The 19,648-nt window shown below is 54.6% G+C and carries 23 protein-coding genes; 20 read left to right on the top strand and 3 right to left on the bottom strand.

What is annotated here, in order from left to right:
• The 4 genes from NUV48_13710 to NUV48_13725 all read left to right on the top strand — a co-directional run.
• The coding region (locus tag NUV48_13710; protein ID MCR4443189.1) for an MFS transporter at positions 1 to 242 on the top strand (242 nt) is incomplete at its 5' end.
• Between the two features lie 207 nt (positions 243 to 449).
• Positions 450 to 1,133, top strand: a complete 684-nt coding sequence (locus tag NUV48_13715; GenBank protein ID MCR4443190.1) for a DUF1624 domain-containing protein — start codon at positions 450 to 452, stop codon at positions 1,131 to 1,133.
• Positions 1,134 to 1,288: 155 nt separating this feature from the next.
• Positions 1,289 to 1,678, top strand: coding sequence for a hypothetical protein (locus NUV48_13720; GenBank protein MCR4443191.1), 390 nt, complete (start codon positions 1,289 to 1,291; stop codon positions 1,676 to 1,678).
• A gap of 60 nt (positions 1,679 to 1,738) precedes the next feature.
• A complete protein-coding gene (locus NUV48_13725) occupies positions 1,739 to 2,209 on the top strand; it encodes a hypothetical protein (GenBank protein MCR4443192.1) in 471 nt (156 codons plus the stop codon).
• A gap of 211 nt (positions 2,210 to 2,420) precedes the next feature.
• On the opposite strand, the gene NUV48_13730 is transcribed toward NUV48_13725, so the two are convergent.
• Both NUV48_13730 and NUV48_13735 read right to left on the bottom strand, forming a co-directional pair.
• Positions 2,421 to 2,570 (bottom strand): hypothetical protein, encoded by a 150-nt coding sequence (locus NUV48_13730; GenBank protein ID MCR4443193.1) that lies wholly within the window; start codon positions 2,568 to 2,570, stop codon positions 2,421 to 2,423.
• A 31-nt stretch (positions 2,571 to 2,601) separates the two neighbouring features.
• A complete protein-coding gene (locus NUV48_13735; protein MCR4443194.1) occupies positions 2,602 to 3,063 on the bottom strand; it encodes an ATP-binding protein in 462 nt (153 codons plus the stop codon).
• Between the two features lie 233 nt (positions 3,064 to 3,296).
• Between NUV48_13735 and NUV48_13740 the strand changes: the two genes are divergently transcribed.
• The 16 genes from NUV48_13740 (at position 3,297) to NUV48_13815 (ending at position 18,778) form a co-directional block, all read left to right on the top strand.
• Positions 3,297 to 3,869: a chloride channel protein gene (locus NUV48_13740; GenBank protein MCR4443195.1), complete on the top strand. Its 573-nt coding sequence runs from the start codon at positions 3,297 to 3,299 to the stop codon at positions 3,867 to 3,869.
• A complete protein-coding gene (locus NUV48_13745) occupies positions 3,866 to 5,035 on the top strand; it encodes a chloride channel protein (protein ID MCR4443196.1) in 1,170 nt (389 codons plus the stop codon). Before NUV48_13740 ends, NUV48_13745 begins: the two co-directional genes overlap by 4 nt.
• A gap of 74 nt (positions 5,036 to 5,109) precedes the next feature.
• Positions 5,110 to 5,865 (top strand): DUF1624 domain-containing protein, encoded by a 756-nt coding sequence (locus NUV48_13750; protein MCR4443197.1) that lies wholly within the window; start codon positions 5,110 to 5,112, stop codon positions 5,863 to 5,865.
• A 133-nt stretch (positions 5,866 to 5,998) separates the two neighbouring features.
• Positions 5,999 to 6,700, top strand: coding sequence for a hypothetical protein (locus NUV48_13755; protein MCR4443198.1), 702 nt, complete (start codon positions 5,999 to 6,001; stop codon positions 6,698 to 6,700).
• 129 nt (positions 6,701 to 6,829) lie between these two features.
• Entirely contained in the window at positions 6,830 to 7,672 is an 843-nt protein-coding gene (thiM, locus tag NUV48_13760; GenBank protein MCR4443199.1) for a hydroxyethylthiazole kinase, read from the top strand.
• A gap of 24 nt (positions 7,673 to 7,696) precedes the next feature.
• Positions 7,697 to 8,332 (top strand): thiamine phosphate synthase, encoded by a 636-nt coding sequence (gene thiE / locus NUV48_13765; GenBank protein ID MCR4443200.1) that lies wholly within the window; start codon positions 7,697 to 7,699, stop codon positions 8,330 to 8,332.
• A complete protein-coding gene (locus tag NUV48_13770) occupies positions 8,319 to 8,972 on the top strand; it encodes an MtnX-like HAD-IB family phosphatase (protein MCR4443201.1) in 654 nt (217 codons plus the stop codon). The genes thiE and NUV48_13770 overlap by 14 nt, the downstream gene beginning before the upstream one ends.
• A 23-nt stretch (positions 8,973 to 8,995) precedes the next feature.
• Positions 8,996 to 10,255, top strand: coding sequence for a histidinol dehydrogenase (hisD, locus tag NUV48_13775; protein ID MCR4443202.1), 1,260 nt, complete (start codon positions 8,996 to 8,998; stop codon positions 10,253 to 10,255).
• A gap of 46 nt (positions 10,256 to 10,301) precedes the next feature.
• A complete protein-coding gene (locus NUV48_13780) occupies positions 10,302 to 12,782 on the top strand; it encodes an ASKHA domain-containing protein (protein ID MCR4443203.1) in 2,481 nt (826 codons plus the stop codon).
• 50 nt (positions 12,783 to 12,832) lie between these two features.
• Positions 12,833 to 14,047 (top strand): pyridoxal phosphate-dependent aminotransferase, encoded by a 1,215-nt coding sequence (locus tag NUV48_13785; protein MCR4443204.1) that lies wholly within the window; start codon positions 12,833 to 12,835, stop codon positions 14,045 to 14,047.
• 57 nt (positions 14,048 to 14,104) lie between these two features.
• Positions 14,105 to 14,770: an endonuclease III gene (gene nth, locus NUV48_13790; protein ID MCR4443205.1), complete on the top strand. Its 666-nt coding sequence runs from the start codon at positions 14,105 to 14,107 to the stop codon at positions 14,768 to 14,770.
• 3 nt (positions 14,771 to 14,773) lie between these two features.
• Positions 14,774 to 15,889, top strand: coding sequence for a galactosyldiacylglycerol synthase (locus tag NUV48_13795; protein ID MCR4443206.1), 1,116 nt, complete (start codon positions 14,774 to 14,776; stop codon positions 15,887 to 15,889).
• 32 nt (positions 15,890 to 15,921) lie between these two features.
• Positions 15,922 to 17,013 carry a 6-phosphofructokinase gene (locus tag NUV48_13800; GenBank protein ID MCR4443207.1) on the top strand — a complete coding sequence of 364 codons (1,092 nt, stop codon included), beginning with the start codon at positions 15,922 to 15,924 and terminating at the stop codon, positions 17,011 to 17,013.
• Between the two features lie 8 nt (positions 17,014 to 17,021).
• A complete protein-coding gene (locus NUV48_13805; GenBank protein MCR4443208.1) occupies positions 17,022 to 17,309 on the top strand; it encodes a DUF503 domain-containing protein in 288 nt (95 codons plus the stop codon).
• Positions 17,310 to 17,330: 21 nt separating this feature from the next.
• Positions 17,331 to 18,056, top strand: a complete 726-nt coding sequence (truA, locus tag NUV48_13810; GenBank protein ID MCR4443209.1) for a tRNA pseudouridine(38-40) synthase TruA — start codon at positions 17,331 to 17,333, stop codon at positions 18,054 to 18,056.
• A 338-nt stretch (positions 18,057 to 18,394) separates the two neighbouring features.
• Positions 18,395 to 18,778: a cupin domain-containing protein gene (locus tag NUV48_13815; GenBank protein MCR4443210.1), complete on the top strand. Its 384-nt coding sequence runs from the start codon at positions 18,395 to 18,397 to the stop codon at positions 18,776 to 18,778.
• Positions 18,779 to 18,815: 37 nt separating this feature from the next.
• Here NUV48_13815 and NUV48_13820 read toward each other — a convergent pair whose 3' ends face one another.
• On the bottom strand, positions 18,816 to 19,511 hold the full coding sequence (locus NUV48_13820) for a GntR family transcriptional regulator (protein ID MCR4443211.1): 696 nt from the start codon (positions 19,509 to 19,511) through the stop codon (positions 18,816 to 18,818).
• Positions 19,512 to 19,648 lie beyond the last annotated feature (137 nt).

A 19,648-nucleotide genomic window follows, 5' to 3' on the forward strand; every position in this document is an offset into this window, starting at 1 on the left:
TGTACGGTTCCGAGCTGTGGCCGACCTGGCTGCGGGCAACGGGGATGGGCATCGCCTACATGGGCATCGCCCGCATCGGTTCGACCTTTGGCCCAATGGCGGTCGGCGCAATGGCCGATATAATCGGGGTGGCAAAGGCCATCGGGGTCATGGCCAGCTTCTACATCCTGGCGGTTATCCTGATCTGGACCATCGGCTACGAGACCAAGGGCAAGAGCCTGGAAGAACTGGACCGGATATAAAGCAATCAGGATTGTTGCCTGGATTGACAGGTATTTTAATGAATATTTACAAGAGAGGTCACGCCGGCGGATGCCGGCGTGACCTCTCTTGTAAACGGTTTATATAATGCAGATAAAATAAAAAGGTTGGGAAAAGAAACGGCTACGTTAAATATATGTTATTATTGTTACGGAAAAAATATAAACCGGCGAACGCAGGTGGAGAAAATGCCAAGAGATGACCGCATTTGGGAACTGGACATGCTGAGGGGCCTGGCCCTCGTACTGATGATTTATTTTCACGTTGTTTACGATTTAAAAGAATTTTTTGGGTATGCTGTGGTCTACGAAAGCGGGTTCAATTATTATGCGGGTAAAGCCGCGGGAACCCTTTTCATTTTCGCCGCGGGGATAAGCTCAAACCTTGCCAGGAGCAACCTGGCCAGGGGCCTGAGAATACTGGCCATTGCCGCGGCCATTACGGCGGCGACCCATTTATATAATGCAAATTATGGAATAAAATTTGGCATCCTGCATTTGCTGGGAATCAGCATCTTGAGCGCTCCGCTGGTCAAAAGGGCCAACACGTTCCTGCTGCTTTTCGCCGGCGCCGCGGTGACTGCGGTGTCTTCCCTGGTACGAGGAATAACCGTTAACCACAATTATTTCTTTTTCCTGGGCCTTACAACGCCTGCCTTTAATTCCGCCGATTTTTATCCGCTTATTCCCTGGTACGGGGTCTTCTTATGCGGGCTGGCGGCTGGAAAGCTGCTGTATTCGAGGAAAAAAAGCCTGATCGGTCATTCGCCGCCCGAGACCGTTTTAAACCGGGCAGGCAGGAAAACCCTGCTTATTTACCTGGTTCACCAGCCGGTCATTTTGTTCTTGTTGAGCATCTGGCTGTCAAAATAACGGCAAAAATCCCGTTACCGGGATATTGCCAGAAAAAATTACAAAAATAGACATAATACGAAAAAATATGCTAAACTGTTGGCATAATGATCAGCTGAGGTTTCCATTAATAAACACCCTGTAAAAACACTATATGAGCGAGGAGATGAATCATTATGTCGTATAGTTTGGGCAGGATCGTACCGGCCGACTGGAAGCACGTGGAAAAGTATCCTTACGCGGCGGTTTCTCCGGGAACCGTGGCTTCAGTCGAGCGCACCCTGGACCTTCCCGCGTACCGCGAAAAGTACGACCAGAAAAGCGAAGGAGCCTGCGTGGGGTTTGCCTACCAACGACCTGCCCATATGAAACGCTACTGCCTAGCGCTACATCGATCTGACTTAAGTGATAATATATTATTGTATATATTCGGACTATTTCCCGCAAAAATAAAGACGGTTCCGAAGTTCATTATATCCAGCTTGCTCATAACGAGTAGGATCCTGTGGCCCGCTGTGCCAAGGCAAAAAAGTGCTCTTCAATCTAGGCCGCGAGGAGGATGTTGACAGGGGAGGCCTAAAAGACTGGTTAAGAGCATCGGCCTATTTCTAGGTCCGGAAGAAGCTTTGCAGGCGGAAGCAGAACTAAACGGCGCTATTCCCCTTTCCTTCGTCTTCAGCCGCCCAATTGGTGGAGCCTGGGTGCTCAATCATCTCTGGAGCAAGATGGGAATTAGGAGTACCATAGAGCGTATGCTGGCAAAGCGTAAGTTTCAGGCGCCGCTAGAACGAGCCATCTTTGCGATGGTGTCAAACCGGGCGTTAAATCCCGCCAGTAAACTAGCTTATGAAGATTGGGTGCGAGAGGACGTCTATATCCCCGCATTGCCTGAAGTGCCGGTGCAAAACCTCTACAGGGCGATGGACTTTTTGTTGGAAGCTTCAGAACAACTGCAAGAAGAGGTGTTCTTTTCTGGCGCTAATCTCTTGAACCTGGAAGTGGACCTTCTCTATTTCGATACTACTTCCACTTATTTTGAAGTTGAGGACGAGGATGACAAAGAAAATCAAAAGCAATACCTGCGAAAAAAAGTATAATGGACCCAAAGGCCATTCCAATCCAAAGACCATCGGCCTGATCTTCCCCAAGTGGCGATCGGTTTGGCCGTTACCCAGGAAGGGAGTCCCGTCAGGTGCTGGGTATGGCCCGGCAATACCGCCGACATGTCAGCAAGTACCTGCAGCGCGGCAGCAGACACCAAATTTGGCCGGGCGGCTCTTAAGTACCACCCGGCTATAAAGAAAATTCTCATGCTGCAAACTCGTTTTCAATTACCACCTTGACCATGTGATCGTCGACGAGCCTTTTTTGTTCCACAGCCGCCGCCATAAGGTAGGCAAGACACACATTATTGACCTTACGGGCAATGCCACCAGCGTATTCATATACGACGTCCAACGCATCATCGGTTAAAATGGGTGAACTGATGTCAGCGATCTTTATAATGATGCACCACGTAGTCTTTGATCTCTTTTTGTTCCATGGGAGGCAATTGGAAGCGCAGGTTCACCCGCTGGGCGATCGCTTCATAAAGTTTTGGATGTCCAATCAGAATCAGACTCATCGGGTTATACAAGTCCATCCGAAAGTTGAGCAGGAACCGAATTTCTTCGAGCATTTTCCGGTCAAGCAGATAGGCCTCGTCGATAATGACCACTGGTACTTTCTGCTGATTTTCCGTCAAGTCAAGCACAACCTGGTGGAGTTGCTGTTTAGCCTGTCCCCGGTTAAACCGGGGCTCGCAATCCAGCTGACGTAAAGCCTTCCAGTAGAAATGTCTGGGTGTGATACGAGAAGCGCTGATATAGATGACCCGGTATTTATTCGGGTTTAGCAAAGACACCAGTTGACGCAGTGCTGTCGATTTGCCCGCGCCGACTTCACCGGTGATGAGGGCGAAGGGACGTTTTTCCGCCGCCGGATGAGATGAAGTGGTAAAGAAACAAGAGATTATTTGACATAAAAAACAGGTGTTTATATACTAAAATATGGCGTGTGGCGCAGTGCCCGCAAGGTGCTTCCCCTGGCTTCAATTAAAATTCAGTGTATTACCCCATACATATTACAGCCTCATAAAGTTATTGTTTTAAATTGAACCATATTCTAGACGGTTGGTGTCGTGTAATGAGTCTGGCAATTAAAACCGAAAAAAGGCAAGGCGAAGCTGTTGGTTTTGACTTCGATGCTCTGGCAGTCATTGGTCTGGCTATAGTCATCGGTGTGTTGGGTGGTTTATTCGCCGTACTGTTTCGCCTGATGATTAATGGGGCGCATTACGGCTTTCATGCCTTGGGAAAAACAATCTTCGGTTTCTTGAAGTATCCCCTATGGATGATATTTGTCCCGGCCCTGGCCGGTCTGCTGGTTGGGCCTCTGACCCATTTCCTGGCCAGGGAGGCAAAAGGTCACGGCGTGCCGGAGGTGATGGAGGCCGTTGCTTTGAGGGGAGGCTTTATCCGGATGAGGGTCATTTTTGTTAAGGCCATTGCTTCGGCTTCCTCCATTGGCGCAGGCGCTTCAGTAGGCCGCGAGGGACCAATAGTTCAAATGGGTTCGGGAATAGGCTCGGTACTTGCGCGATGGTGCAAACAAAGCGAGGATAGAATCAAAACCTCTGTCGGCTGCGGTGCCGCCGCGCCGGTATATCGGCCACATTCAACGCTCCTCTGGCAGGTGTTATTTTTGCGCAGGAAGTGATCCTGGGAAGGTTCAATGCCTCCACTTTTATTCCCATTGTGGTTTCCTCGGTAACTGCCTCTTTTGTGGCCAGGATTCTTATAGGCAACACGCCCGCTTTCAGTGTGCCGTCGTACGGTCTTAATCATCCTCTCGAGCTTTTGCTCTATGTTCTGCTAGGTGTTTTGGCAGCCCTGGCAGCTGTATTGTTTGTTAAAACGCTTTATAAAATTGAGGACTGTTTCAATATGTGGAAGTGGGTCCCCTCTTATCTCAAGCCTGTTTTTGGCGGAATGATCATCGGGCTACTGGGGTTGTATTATCCACAAATACTGGGGGTCGGGTATGAAACCATCGAAGCCGCTTTCAACAGCGAATATTCCGCTTATACTTTGGCCTCAGTAGTTTTGGTCAAGATACTGGCCACATCCATCACCCTGGGTTCTGGGCATTCGGGAGGGGTTTTTGCACCATCACTGGTTATTGGCGCGACGCTCGGTGGGTCTTTCGGACTCCTCGCACAGGGACTGGTTCCCCAAATCGTCGTGCATCCCGGCGCATACGCCATAGCCGGCATGGGCGCCGTGGTTGCCGGAACGACCCAGGCTCCAATAACAGCAGTATTAATAATATTCGAAATGACCAGGGATTACTCAATTATGCTTCCTTTAATGACTGCTGTTGTTTTCAGCACCTTGATTTTTTCTCGCCTGAGCAAGGGTTCTATTTATACCATCAAACTCCTCCGTCGGGGAGTAAACCTGGAAGACGGAAAAGACGTAAACCTGATGAAGCAGATTTTAATAAAAGACATAATGACCACCCCGGTAGTAACAGTAAATGACAACGAACAGCTTGGCAACGTAATTGAAAAGATGCACAACACCAAACACAACAGTTTCCCGGTGCTGAACAGCCAAGGCGAGCTGGTAGGAATCATTGCCCTCCAGGACATCCGGGAGATGCCGGTGAAGGGCATTATGGATGTTCCCGTCAAAAATGTCATGAGTACCCGCCTGACCACCATACAGCCGGAAGACTCCGTGGATCAGGCATTCCGCCTGCTGCGAAAGCATGACATTGGACATTTGCCGGTAGTAACGGCTGAGAACCCCCGATGTCTGGTGGGCATCATTACCCGCAGCGACTTGATCAAGGCGTACGAACGGCACTCGCTGGGCAGATAAGTCTAGCTACCATTATTATTAATGAACGCCGGCCGCGGGCCAACGTCCCGATCTGGGGGCGAGGCTATCAAGTTATGCGCCGATATGTGGTATTTGTGTTATTATTGTTATGGGAAGACATGAAACGACGGGTGCGGGTGGAGACAATGCCGAGGAACGGCCGGATTTGGGAGTTGGACATGCTGAGGGGCATAGCCCTGGTGTTCATGATTTATTTTCATGTCATTTATGATTTAAACGAATTTTTTGGGTATCCTGTAACCTACGAAAGCGGTTTCAATTATTTTGCGGGCAAGGCTGCGGGAACCCTGTTCATTTTTGCCGCGGGCATAAGCGCGACCCTGGCCGGGAACAACCTGGCCAGGGGTTTTAAACTGCTGGGCATCGCCGCGGCTATCACGGCAGCGACCCATTTGTACAATACTGATTATGGAATTAAATTCGGTATCCTGCATTTTTTAGGGGTAAGCATCCTGGCCGCGCCGCCGGTCAACAGGGCTAACCCCTTCCTGTTGCTTGCCGCCGGTGTGGCGGTGACGGCCGCATCTCCCCTCTTGCGCGCGGTAACTGTCAGCCACAATTGCTTCTTTTTTCTGGGCCTTACAACGCCGGCTTTTCATTCCGCTGATTTTTACCCGCTTATTCCCTGGTATGGGATTTTTTTGTGCGGGCTGGCGGCCGGCAAGCTGCTGTATTCGGACCGGAAAAGCTTAATCAGCACTTCTCTGCCGGAAACAATTTTAAACCGGGCGGGGAGGAAAACCCTGCTGATATACCTGGCTCACCAGCCGGTGATTATGCTGCTGCTGAACCTCTGGCTGAGATGGTAAAGCTGCGACACGCATTGCCGAAAAAAATGAAAAATAGACAAAATACGGAATAATATGCTAAACTGTTGGCATAATGGGCAACGGGGCACTGACTGAAGTTAATTATTCATGATGGACAAGGAGATGAGCAATTATGCCGTACAGTTTGGGCAGGATCGTGCCGTCCGACTGGAAGCACGTGGAAAGGTATCCTTACGCGGCGGTTTCGCCGGGAACCGTGGCTTCGGTCGAGCGCGCCCTGGACCTTCCCGCCTACCGCGAGAAGTACGACCAGAAAAGCGAAGGGGCCTGCGTGGGGTTTGCCTCCTCCTGGATGATGTCGATACTGAACCGCCGTTTTTATGACGCCAGGTGGCTGTGGTCGCGGGCCAAGGAGGTGGACGAGTGGCCGGAGACCAATCCCGGCGACAACAATGGGACGTCGGTTAGGGCGGCGATGGATGTGCTGAGGACCACCGGGCATGTTCGTATCCTGCGTAGCGTCTGCAAGCCGCCGTCGCTGGAAGAAGGAATAGCTGAAAACAGGTGGGCGCGTACCGTGGACGAGGTGCGCACGGTTATAGCGGCAGGTGTTCCGGTGACCCTGGGCGTAAACTGGTACAGCAATTTTGACGTTCCGCAGAAAGTGGGCGGTTCCTACTGGATTGGGCTGGGCAACCTGGGTTACATCAGGGGCGGGCACGCCGTGTGCGTCTACCGTGCCTCCGACAGAATGCAGGCGGTGGGCATCGTTAACAACTGGGGCAAAGAGTATCCCCTGGTGCTGATGCCTTACGAGGTCCTGGGGAGGTTGCTCCAGGAATACGGCGAAGCCACCATGGTGACGGACCGCTGAGCCTGGCAGACGTAGCGGCGGGTCAGAGGATAACGCAGCAGTGGCCAAGGATTGAATTTGTCGTGAAATGATGGTATTGTGATTATAAGCTATTAGCCGCGATCCGGGTTGGATGGCGGTTTTTCAAAAATGGGCTGGAATACGCAGGAATACAAAGAAAAAGGGGGCAGTGCCATGACCGAAGGGCTGTTGTGGAAAGTAAGAGAGATGAAACCTCTTGTTCATCATATCACCAATAATGTTACGGTGGGAGACTGCGCGAGCATCACCCTGAGCATGGGGGGACTGCCGGTGATGGCTTATGCGGCGGAAGAAGTCGGCCAGATGGCGGCGGCGGCCGGGGCGCTGGTGCTGAACATCGGGACCCTGTCTTTGCCCCAGGTGGAGGCCATGCTGATCGCCGGCAAAACGGCCAACGAGCTGGGGATCCCGGTGGTGCTGGACCCGGTGGGGGTAGGAGCGACCGACCTGCGAACCCGCAGCGCGGAAAGGATCCTGGCGGAGGTAAAGCTGGCGGTCCTGAAAGGGAACAAGGCCGAGATCAGCATCCTGGCCGGGGCTGGCGGCAAGATCAGGGGCGTGGAGTCGGTCGGCGAATATGAAAACATGGAGCGGGTCGCGCGCAGCCTGGCGTTGAGGGAAAACTGCGTGGTGGCTGTAACCGGCAGGGAAGACCTGGTGACCGACGGGCGAAGGGTGGCCCTGGTGGCCAATGGCCATCCGCTGATGGGAGCGGTGGTTGGCACCGGCTGCATGGCGGCCTCGGTGATCGGTTGTTTTTGCGGTATAGAAAAAGACGCGTTCTCAGCCTGTGTTGACGCTTTAGCCGCTTTCGGGCTGGCCGGGGAGATCGCGGCCCGGGCGCCGCATATCAAGGGGCCGGGCACATTCAAGGCGGCGCTTTTCGACGCGGCGGCCGGACTGAGCCAGCAGCAGTTGGACGAGGGACGGAAGACGAGGGTGTTGTCCTGACAGGCCTGAAAGGAGCGGAAGCATATGAATATTGACTATTCGCTTTATTTGGCCACCGACAGGCCGCTGCTGCAAGGCCGAGACCTGCTGTGGGCCGTGGAAGAGGCCATCCTGGGAGGAGTGACCGTGGTCCAGCTGCGGGAAAAAGTGGCTTCGCCGCGCGAGTTTTACGATATTGCCCTGGAAATGAAGAGACTGACGAAAAAACACGGCATCCCGCTGATCATCAACGACCGCCTGGACATCATGCTGGCCGTGGATGCGGACGGGCTGCACCTGGGACAGGACGACCTGCCGCTGCCAGTGGCCAGGCGGATCATAGGGCCGGGCAAGATACTCGGGTGGTCGGTCGCCAACGAAGAAGAGGCTAGAACGGGGGAAAAGCTGGGCGCCGATTACCTGGGAGCAGGGGCGGTTTTCGCCACGGGCACCAAGCCTGACGCCGGCGAACCAATAGGCCTGGAAGGGTTGCGGAGGATCAAGCGGGCAGTGAGCATAGCGGTGGTAGGGATCGGCGGCATCAACGAAACGAACATCAAAGGGGTTAAGGACGCAGGGGCCGACGGGGCTGCCGTCATCTCCGCCATTTTTGGCCGGCAGGACATCCGGGCGGCCGCCCGGGAACTGAAAAGGCTGTGGGCAGGTCATGACGGTGGTTGACGTCCGGCGCCAGTTTTTTATCGATTTTGACGGGACCATAACCAGGGACGACGTGGTCGTAAAGGCAGTTGAAACCTTCTGCCGGGAAGGTTGGCGGGAAATCAACGACCGTTGGGAAAAAAGGGAGATCACCACCCGGGAGTGCGCCCGCCTCACCTTCCGGTTGTTTGATGCCTCCGAAAGCGATATTTACCGGCTGTTGGAAACGGTTGAAATCGACCCGTATTTCCGGGATTTTGTGTTTTGCTGCGAAAAAAAGGGATATGAGATTTACATCCTGAGTGACGGATACGAGATGATGATCAGCTACCTGCTGCGCCGGTACGGGTTGGAACGATTGCCTGTTTATGCCAACAGGCTTATCGCGGAAAACGGGAGGTACGGCATCGAGTGCGGACATTTTAACCCGGACTGTGGACAGTGCGGCACATGTAAGCGCAAGGTTTTGCAGTCCCTGAAGAAAGACGGCTGGCAGTCGGTATTTGTGGGCGACGCTTGCTCCGACGCGTGCGCGGCCGGGAGCGCCGAGGTCGTCTTTGCCAAACACGGGCTGTTTGACTGTTGCCGCGACCAGGGCATACCCGCCCTGCCGTTCGCCGATTTTTCGCAGGTGCTGGCCTGGCTGGAACAGGACTGCTGAGGTGCAAGGAGGAGTAATAACCAATGATATTTTTGAAGGAAGCCAAAAACAGCGAACCGGCTGATCGGAAAAAGGTTTCGGAACAGGTGGCTGCTCTGCTCGACATGGTCAAACAGGGCGGAGACAGGGCTATAATTGAACTTACGCGGAAGTTTGACGGCGTTGATGTGGACAGAATTAGGGTTGACCGGTCCGAACTGGACAAAGCCTATGAATCAATTGACACGCAAACGGTGGAAAGCCTCAAATTTGCGGCGGAGCAGATCCGCTTTTTCTCCTCGCGGCAACTGGAATGCCTGAAACCGCTGGAATGCCAAAACCTGCCGGGGGTTACGCTGGGCCATCGGCTTATACCGATAGAGTCCTGCGGGGCTTACGTGCCCGGCGGGCGTTATCCCCTGCCTTCTTCCGCCCTCATGTCCGTGATCCCGGCTAAAGTCGCGGGCGTCAAAAGGATTGCCGCCTGTTCTCCGCCTTCGCGGGAATTTGGCGGTATTCACCCTGCCGTCCTGGTGGCGCTGGACATCGCCGGGGCCGATGAGATTTACTGCCTGGGCGGGGTCCAGGCGGTGGCCGCCTTCGCTTACGGGACGGAGAGCGTCAAGAGGGTCGATGTGATCGTCGGGCCGGGCAACAGGTACGTGACCGAAGCCAAGCGGCAGGTGAGCGGCGAGGTGGGGATCGACATGCTGGCGGGGCCAAGCGAGGTGCTGATCATTGCCGATGATACGGCCGACCCCCGTTTCATTGCCCTGGATTTGCTGGCCCAGAGCGAACACGACCCATCGGCGCGCGGTATCCTGGTGACAACCAGCCGGTTGCTGGCTGAAGAGGTGCAAATCATCATCCGCCGGGAGCTGGAAAAATTGCCTACCGCCGAAACCGCAAGTAAATCGTGGGAGGACAACGGCCTGATCATCCTGGCCGCATCGCTGGAGGAAGCGGTTGAAATATCCGATGCTTTTGCTCCGGAACATCTGGAAATCCATACCATCCGCGACGAGGAGCTGGCCTTGCGGGTGCGGAATTTCGGCGCGCTGTTCATAGGCCAATACGCCTCGGAGAGCTTCGGAGATTATGTCGCCGGCAGCAACCACATCCTACCCACCATGGGCTGCGCGCGGTTCAGCAACGGCGTTTGGCCCGGGACCTTTCTCAAGGTCGCGTCTTATCAGCAAGTGACCAGGGAGGGGGCTGCGCTCCTGTATCAGCACAGCGCCCGGCTGGCCGGTGTGGAAGGATTGGCGGCGCACCGCCGGGCGGCTCTTTTGCGGGGAGAATGAACGGGCTTGCTCTCGAAACACTGCGTACTCAAGGGCGGGTGGTATTATGTTGTTGAGGTTTGATTTTGCAGCGGATAAGTCCCAGGTTCTCAAAGCGCTGGGTTATCAGGACAGCGGGTCTGTTCCAGAACGGGTCCTGGCCGAGGTGGAAGCAGCCGTTGAAGAGGCTTCGACCTTCATTAAACCGGCTGTCGTTTACGACGAATTTTCTTTTGCGGTGGATGAACAACAGGGCAGGCTTCTTTTACCGGGGGGCCTTTTCTTTTCTGGGGAACACCCTGTCGGCGGGCTTAAAGAGAGCCGGTTCCTGGTCCTGGCCGTATCGACGCTCGGGGAGTCGTACCAGGATCTGCTGGCCCGGCGCGTTAAGGAACCGGGCGGGTTTTTAGCGCTGCTTTACGACGCCGTGGGAACCGCCGGCCTGTATAACGTCAACCGCCGGTTCTGGCAAGGGCTGGCAGGCGAATACGGCCGTCGCGGGCTGGGGTTGACCCGCCGCTTTTCGCCGGGCGAAAACGGCTGGGCACTGGAAGAACAGCGCGTATTTTTTAAGCTGCTGGATACCGCCGCAGCCGGGGTAATACTGAACGAAAACTGTATGATGGTTCCTGTGAAATCGCTAACAATGGCTTACGGGGTGGTCGAAGAAAATACGGCTGCGGCAGATGAGCATACCTGCGCCGGCTGCGGTTTTCAGGGCTGCTCTCAGCGCCGGCACCGGGTCACGGTGATAACCGGCGGGAAACAGCAGACCGTTTGGGCTTCCCACGGTGAAAACCTTTTTCGGGTGCTGGCGCGCAACGGTATCCAGCTTTCCAACGCCTGCGGCGGCAACCGCGCTTGCGGCCAGTGCCAGGTGGTTCTGGACGACAGCGGCCAGGTCCCGGAAAGCGAAGGCGAACGGAGGCTGCTGCGGGAAAAGAACGCTGCCGCAGATGCCCGCCTGGCCTGTTTCATCAACGTTACCCGGGATATGAGCGTGAGACCATGCCGTGAAGAAGACAATGCCAGGGTCGTGACAGCCACCGGGTTGCAGGTATATGGTACGCTTGTGCCGCGCGTAAAAAGGCTGGCGCCGCTGCACATCGCCCCGCCCACGGCGGGAGAAGCCACAGACTGGTTGCGGCGTCTGGCGGAGGCAGCCGGGGTCGACCTGGAGGCGGCACCGCACACGTTGCGAAAGCTTGGTGAACTGCAGTTGCTCGAGATGAACGGGATCGGCTGCGTAGTACGGGGACATGAGCTGCTTGACTTAGCTGCGGCCGGAGACAGGCAAAGGGTGTGCGGGCTGGCGGTTGACCTGGGGACCACCACCCTGGCCGCCTATTTGCTGGACCTGGAAACCGGGGAAGAGTTGGGCGCTGCTTCAGCTTTAAACCCGCAACGGATTTACGGCGCCGACGTGATAAGCAGGATCGCCTTTTCTTCCGCGGGTGACAACAACCTGGCGGAATTGCGCAGGCTTGCAACAGAAGAAATAAACGGCCTCATCGGGCGTTTGTGTGACATGAGCGGTGTTGCGCCCGCGGAGATTTACGAAGCGGCAGTGGTGGGCAATACCACCATGCTGCACCTGTTCTGGGGGGTTCCCTGCCTGAGCCTGGCCCGGGCACCATTCGTTCCCGCCTTTACCGCGGCGGTTTGCGCCAAAGCGGGTGCGGCGGGTATAAGCATAAACCCTGAGGGGTATGTCCTGACGCTCCCGGCAGTTTCGGCCTACCTGGGCGCCGACGCCCTGGCTGCGGCGGCGGTCTGCGGCATGGTGGACGAAGAGCAGGAAATGCTGATGCTGATCGACATCGGTACCAACGCCGAGATCGTTCTCGGCAACAAAAACGGGTTGCTGTGCTGTTCCGCTGCTGCCGGACCGGCTTTTGAAGGCGGCCGGATCACCCACGGCACCGGCGGGGTGAGCGGCGCCATAGACCATGTTCGCCTGGAAAGCGAGGAGGGGTATTCGACCATCGACAACCGCGATCCGGTGGGCATTTGCGGGTCAGGCCTCATCGACGCGGTGGCAGAACTGCTGAGGTACGGGATCATCGATCATACAGGCCGGCTGAAAAAAAAGGAAGAATTGGCCGGCAGCCGTGGGGAGAGGTTCCTGGACCGGCTTGTTAAGCATGAAGGGCAGGCCGCTTTTTTGATTGATAAACGATCGGGCCTTGTCCTGACCCAGGGAGACATCAGGGAGCTGCAGCTGGCCAAGGCGGCCGTTCAGGCCGGGACCGCCGTTTTATGCCGGGAAATGGGCATAACCCCGGCCCAAATATCCCGCGTTTACCTGGCGGGAGGATTCGGCAGCTCTTTAAACGTGGAAAACGCCTGCCGGCTGGGTTTGCTGCCTCCGGCCCTGGCCGCAAAGGTTGTGGCAGCCGGCAATGCTGCCGGGACGGGGGCGAAAGCCTCGCTTTGGCAGGGACCGTTTCTCGATGTCCTGGAGCAAGCCAGGAAGCGTATGAGATGCATTGATCTTGCCCTGTCGCCGCTGTTTCAGGAAGAATTCTTGAACTCACTGGATTTTTAACAAGAATGTGATAAAATAACAACTAAATATTCTTGCTAGGGGGCATAAAAATGGGGTTTAAAAAATCGGACAAGCTGGAAAACGTATGCTACGACATCAGGGGACCCGTGATGGAAGAAGCCCGCCGCATGGAGGAAGCCGGCTACAAGATAACGAAGCTGAATATTGGGAACCCGGCGCCTTTTGGCCTGGATGCTCCCGACGAGATTATCCACGACGTGAGGATCAACCTGCGCAACGCTCAGGGATACGCCGATTCAAACGGTTTGTTTGCGGCCCGCAAAGCGGTCATGCAATATTACCAGCAAAAAGGGATCAAAGGAGTGGATATTAACGACATCTATATCGGCAACGGGGTCAGCGAGCTGATCATGATGAGCATGCAGGGGCTGCTCAACAACGACGACGAAATCCTCATCCCCGCCCCGGATTACCCGCTTTGGACCGCGGCGGTCAATCTCGCCGGCGGGAAGGCCGTCCACTACAGGTGCGACGAGAAAGCGGACTGGAACCCCGACCTGGGAGACATCAGGCGAAAGGTGACGCCTAAGACCAAGGGCATCGTAGTCATCAATCCCAACAACCCCACCGGCGCCGTTTACCCCCGGGAAATACTGGAGGACATAATTGAGATAGCCCGGCAGCATGACCTCATAGTCTTTGCGGACGAGATATACGACAAGATCCTCTATGACGGCGCTGAACATATCTCGGCAGCGACTTTGGCCGACGACGTGCTCATTGTCACGATGAGCGGCCTTTCCAAGTCTCACCGCATCGCCGGCTTCAGAACCGGCTGGATGGTCTTGAGCGGCAAAAAGGATGCGGCTGGCGACTATATCGAAGGCTTGAACATACTGTCCAACATGCGCCTGTGCAGCAACGTGCCGGCGCAGTTCGCCATCCAGACGGCGCTGGGCGGCTACCAGAGCCTGACCGAATTGATCCGCCCCGGCGGGCGGCTGGCCAAGCAGCGAGACTGCTGTTACGAGCTTGTCAACAAAATACCGGGTCTTTCCTGCACAAAACCCAAGGGCGCCTTCTACGTCTTTCCCCGGGTGGATGTCAAGCAGTTCAACATAACCGACGACCTCAAGTTCATCCTGGATTTCCTGAAGGAGAAAAAAGTCATGCTGGTGCAGGGTACAGGATTTAACTGGCCGGAACCGGACCATTTCCGGATAGTGTTCCTGCCGCCCGTCGACGAGCTGACGGATGCACTAAACAAGCTGGGCGATTTTCTTTCCACCTATAAGCAGCAGTGAAAGCCAAGGACCGGCGCAGGATAAACGCAATATAAACCAGGCGAAAGAAAAAGCATTATGCAAGAAAGAAAACAAAGGGTTCTGGAGATACTGGAAAAAGAATACCGGGGCGCGGCCACGGCGCTGGAATTCAAAAACCCGTTTGAGCTCCTGGTTGCCGCCGTGCTGTCCGCCCAGACCACGGACCGCCAGGTGAACAGGCTTACGAAAAGCCTGTTTGCCAGGTACCCCACTCCGGGCGATATGGCTGGCCTTTCGGAAGAGGAGCTGGCCCGGGAAATCAGGGGGTGCGGCCTGTACCGCGGCAAAGCCAGGAACATCCTGGCCGCGGTTCGGATCCTGCTGGAAAAATACGGAGGGGAGGTCCCGGCCGACAGGGAGGCGCTGATGAGACTGCCCGGGGTCGGCCGCAAGACGGCCAATGTCGTTCTGGCCGGCGCTTTCGGAATCCCGGCGCTGGGAGTGGACACCCATGTTTTCCGGGTGGCCAGGCGGCTGGGGCTGGCTGGCGGGGCGACGCCTCTTCAGGTGGAAAGAGAGCTGACGTCTTTCATTCCGCGCGAAAAATGGGCCGCGGCCCACCACTGGCTGATCTGGCACGGCAGGAAAATATGCCGGGCCCGCAGCCCTCTTTGCGCTCGCTGCCCGTTGATGGAATGCTGCGCGGCGCGCTCCGGCGAGCGGAGAAGCACACACCAGCAAGCGGTGGACATGGAGGAGTAATAAATGGTAAGACCGTCCAGCCCGGTGAAGGTCTTGATCTTTTCTGTTTCCATCGGTTCCGGCCATGATTCTGTGGCTAAAGCGCTGGCAGAAAGGCTGCTCGAAGAAGTGCCGGGCTCAACTGCGGAAATTGTGGACACGTTTCAGTATATCAACAGCGTTTTGCACAAAGTCGTTTTCGGCAGCTATATAGAGACGCTGAAATTTACTCCCCGGGTCTGGGGCTACCTCTATGAGCAGGCCGAAAACGGGGAGCGGCTGGTTGACCTGGGCCAGATTCTCTCCAAGGTGCTTTCCACCAAGCTGGAGCACCTCTTGAGGAACTTTAACCCTGATGTCATCCTAACCAGCCACGCCTTCCCCACCGGAATACTGTCCGTCCTCAAGGAGAGGGGCCAGGTAAAAGTCCCCCTGGCGGCGGCGGTGACCGATTTCCACGTCCATAGCTTTTGGATTCACCAGGGCGTTGACCGCTATTTCCTCGGTGCGCCCGACCTGGCCTACAACCTTCTAAAGCACGGGATAAAGGCTGAAAAGATTAAGGCCACGGGGATACCCATCCGCAGCCAGTTTGGCCGGGAATTCAACATTGAAGAAGCCAAGAAACAGCTTGGGCTCGACTCGCAGCCGGCCGTTCTTGTGGCGGGCGGCGGACTGGGCATGGGGAAAATCGATTCTATAGCGCGGGAACTCTTGAATAACGCTTCTTTCCATGTGGTGGTGGTTGCCGGCAAAAACAGGCGGCTTTATGAGGCGCTGGCCGGGCTCGACCAGCCCCGGTTGAAGGTCTTTGGTTTTGTGGAAAACATGGCCGAAGTAATTGCCGCCTGCGATCTCGTCATTTCCAAGCCCGGCGGTGTGACCACCGCGGAAGTCCTGGCCATGCGCAAACCACTGGTGATCTATTCGTCTCTGCCGGGCCAGGAGGACCGCAACACGGATTACCTTCTCAACAGGGGAGCCGCTGTCAAGGTCCGCAAACTGGACATGCTCGTGCCCGAAATAATGAGCCTGTGGTCCAACCCGCTGCGGCGCAGGCATATGCTGGAAATGACCGGACAACTTGGAGCGCCGCATGCCAGCAGGCTGGTCTGGGAAGAAATGTGGTCTCTTCTGTAAATGGTTAAAATTGGATAACAGGGGGTGCCGTTTTGGGGAATGTAAAAAGGATTGGCGTTTTGACTGGAGGCGGCGACGCTCCCGGTTTAAACGGGGTTCTGCGAGGCATAGTGAAAACGGCCCGTTCCCGTTACGGTCTTGAGGTGATCGGTTTTTTGGACGGTTTTCACGGGCTGATAACCAACCGGTACAGGGTACTGGAAATGGCTGACGTATCGGGCATATTGCACCGCGGGGGCACGATCCTGGGCACGAGCAACCGGGACAACCCCTTCCGTTTCCCGGTAAAGGAAAACGGCCGGACGGTTTACCGCGATGTTTCCGACCAGGCCATCGCGCACCTGAAAGGGCTGGAAATAGACGTCCTGGTCGTTGTCGGAGGCGACGGCAGCCTGAATATCGCCCACGAACTCGGCCGTAAAGGAGTAAGGGTGATAGGCGTTCCCAAAACAATCGACAATGACTTGTTCGCCACCGACGTGACTTTCGGCTTTGATACCGCCGTGACCACCGCCACGGAAGCCCTGGACAAACTGCATACCACGGCCGAGTCCCACCACCGCATCATGATCCTTGAGGTGATGGGCCGGTACGGCGGCTGGATTGCCCTGCACGCCGGGCTGGCGGGAGGGGCCGACGTGATCCTGATCCCGGAAATACCGTTTGAACTGTCCAGGATTGCCGAAAAAATCGAGGAGCGCAGGGCCGGCGGGAAACTGTTCAGCATCATCGTCGTCGCCGAGGGAGCGGCTGAAAAGGAAGGACAGATGGTTGTGGCCAGGACGGTTGAAGAGAGCACCGACCCTGTGAGGCTGGGCGGCATCGGGCAGCTGGTCGCCGACCGCCTGGCCAAGATGACCGGGCTGGAAACCAGGGTCACCGTGCTGGGCCATCTCCAGCGCGGCGGAAGTCCCACGGCTTTCGACCGCATCCTCTCCACCCGTTTCGGGGTCAGGGCTGCCGAAATGGCGGCGGAAGGGCCCTGGGGCCATATGGTGGCCCTTAAAGGCAAGGACCTGGCCAGCGTACCCCTGGAAGAAGCCGTAAAGCAGCTGAAAAAGGTCGACCCTGAGGGAGAACTGGTGAAGGCCGCCCGCGCGGTGGGCATTTCCTTCGGGGAATAAGGACGGCCATGTTTGTCTGCGTGCTTAGCGTGAGGCTGCACATTTTTGGAGCCCGGTCCCTAAAGGAAAAACGGAGCATCATCAAAAGCTTGCTGGAAAAAACCAGGAACCGTTTCGGCCTGGCCATAGCCGAGGTCGGGGACCAGGACCTGTGGCAGAGTTCCCGGCTCGGCATCGCCATGGTTGCCGGCAGCAGGATGCTGTTGGAAAGGGAAATGGAAAAAGTCCTGTCTTTTTTGGAACAGGGCGGCGAAGTGGAACTGGTGGAAGCGAACCACGAAATATGGGGGTTTTGATTTCCGTTTAATTTTTGACAGATGACCGTGGCCTATGACGGTACAAACTACCACGGCTTTCAGGTCCAGAACAGGACCGGCCTGAAAACTATACAGGGCGAGCTGGAAGCGGCCCTCTACATCCTCACCGGTGAAAAAGTCAAAGTGATCGGTTCTGGAAGAACTGATGCCGGCGTACATGCCCGGGGGCAGGTGATAAACTTTTTAACCAGCACCAGAATACCTCCGGAGCGGTTCCCGTTGGCCATGAACTCGCTTTTGCCCCGCGACATTGTGGTGTGGGAGGCGCAGGACGTTTCGCCCGGGTTTCATGCCAGGTTCAGCGCCAAAAGCAAGACGTACCGCTATACAATATACAACGACCGTCACCTGTCGCCGTTCTGGCGGCTGTACGCCTACCATGTTCCAGTACCACTGGACAAGGAAAAAATGAGCCTTGCTGCCGGTTTATTCCTGGGCACTCATGATTTCTCAGCGTTCTGCGCCCAAGACGCGAGGGTTGCCAATCACGTGCGCACGGTGTTTGAATTCGCGGTGGAGCAAAAAGGCCCGCTCATCTTTTTGACGGTGACGGCCGACGGCTTTCTCTACAACATGGTCAGGATCATGGCCGGCACCCTGCTCGAAATAGGGATGAACAAACGACAGCCGGAGTCCGTTCCCTTGCTCCTGCAAAGCGGGGAGCGCAAGCAGGCGGGAATGACCTTGCCGCCGCAAGGCCTGTGCCTGATGAAAGTGGAATATTGAACATCAATAAATTCTTCATACCTGGCCTTTAGCTTCCAGGCAGGAAGGAGGAATCTCTCACCACGGAGATTCCTCCTTCCTGCGTTCACGCCCGTTTTATTTACCTGGCAGGTTAAGAGGCGCCATGCCATCCCAATCCAAATGCATATATCCAAGTGCAGAAATTGACCGTAGTGTACAAAAATGAACTTCTTCCGGTGAATATACCGATATATTGTTGAGTATTGCACATAAATTGACACTATTAATTAACAGGCGTTAATATTTTATTGCCAAAAACAAATATATCAAAATTATAAAAATATAACTCATATTACTCAAAAGAAGGGGCGAAAAACATGGCAAAACCGATACTGTTTGACTATCATGAAGCCGAACCGGATACCAGCCGGCCGGGAGGACGTTCATATTTCTTTCAGGGCTCGGAAAACGTGACCATTCAATACATAGAAATTTTTTCCGAACCTGAAACTAACACGCACAAGCACGATTATGAACAGATGGTCATCATTTTAGAAGGGAAAGCCAGTTTCATATGCGACGGGGTGTCATACGAAATGAGCGAAGGATGCTATATGGTTGTGCCGCCGAATGCCGAGCACGGCATAGAGAAGAAGATCGGGGATGGGACTCTTCGCATTCTCGATGTTTTTTATCCCAAACGCGCGGGCTGTGTTCAGAGCAAGAGGGTTAAAAATCTTGGGCACCAGAACTGGGACTAAACTGTAACGATATTACAGAACAACGGGTCAGGGGTTGTTATTTACCGTTCATTTTCAGTCTTAGCATTGAAAAAAATACATGATCCAGATGTTCGATCATTTCATTTTTGGCTACCTGCGAAAACCTGTTCTTTAATGCCTTAAAGATGCTGATATGCTTGTCGGCTCCTCTGAGAATATCCGTTTTATGATTGTGATTGTAAGTGGTAAGGATAAATTTGTACCTGTTCATCCTGGTTTCAATATTTTTGAAGGCATTGATGAGGTACTTATTGTGGGTGAATAGAATTATTTTTTTATGGAAGCTGGCATCTAAGTTGATCCAATTAAAGGGATCGGCAGCTTGTACCAGTTCTTTTGTGTTTTGAATCAGCTGTTCAAGCTCGCACATCTCTTCCAGGGTCATTGTATTGGCCGCAATATAGGCCGCATTGCCTTCAATTATCTTACGGAAATCATACAACTCAATGACATCGTTGATGTTCAATGGAGGCACACGAAATCCTTTGCGATCGGTCCTTTCGACGAACCCTTCGTTAGCCAGCCTATCAAGCGCCGTTCTGACTGGAGTCCGGCTGATGCCCAGTTCTTCTGCAATTTTTGTGGTGCTGATTTTTTCCCCCGGGAGAATATTTGCCTTAATTATGATTTCAAACAAATAATTGTAAACAAGTTCTCCGACTGCAGCAAACGGCTCGTTTTCCAGCCTCTTTCTAAATTCTGTTATATCCACGCGGGACATCCTCCCTCATTATTATATAAAGCAACACCCTCGCCAGACTATTATACAACAATTATACAACACTTCCTAAAATAAAGGATGGATATTTATGAGAAACTTGATGAGAGAGAAGCTATTAAACGGCAAAA

The organism is Peptococcaceae bacterium, assembly GCA_024655825.1.
In the GTDB taxonomy this organism is placed as follows: Bacteria; Bacillota; Peptococcia; order DRI-13; family PHAD01; genus JANLFJ01.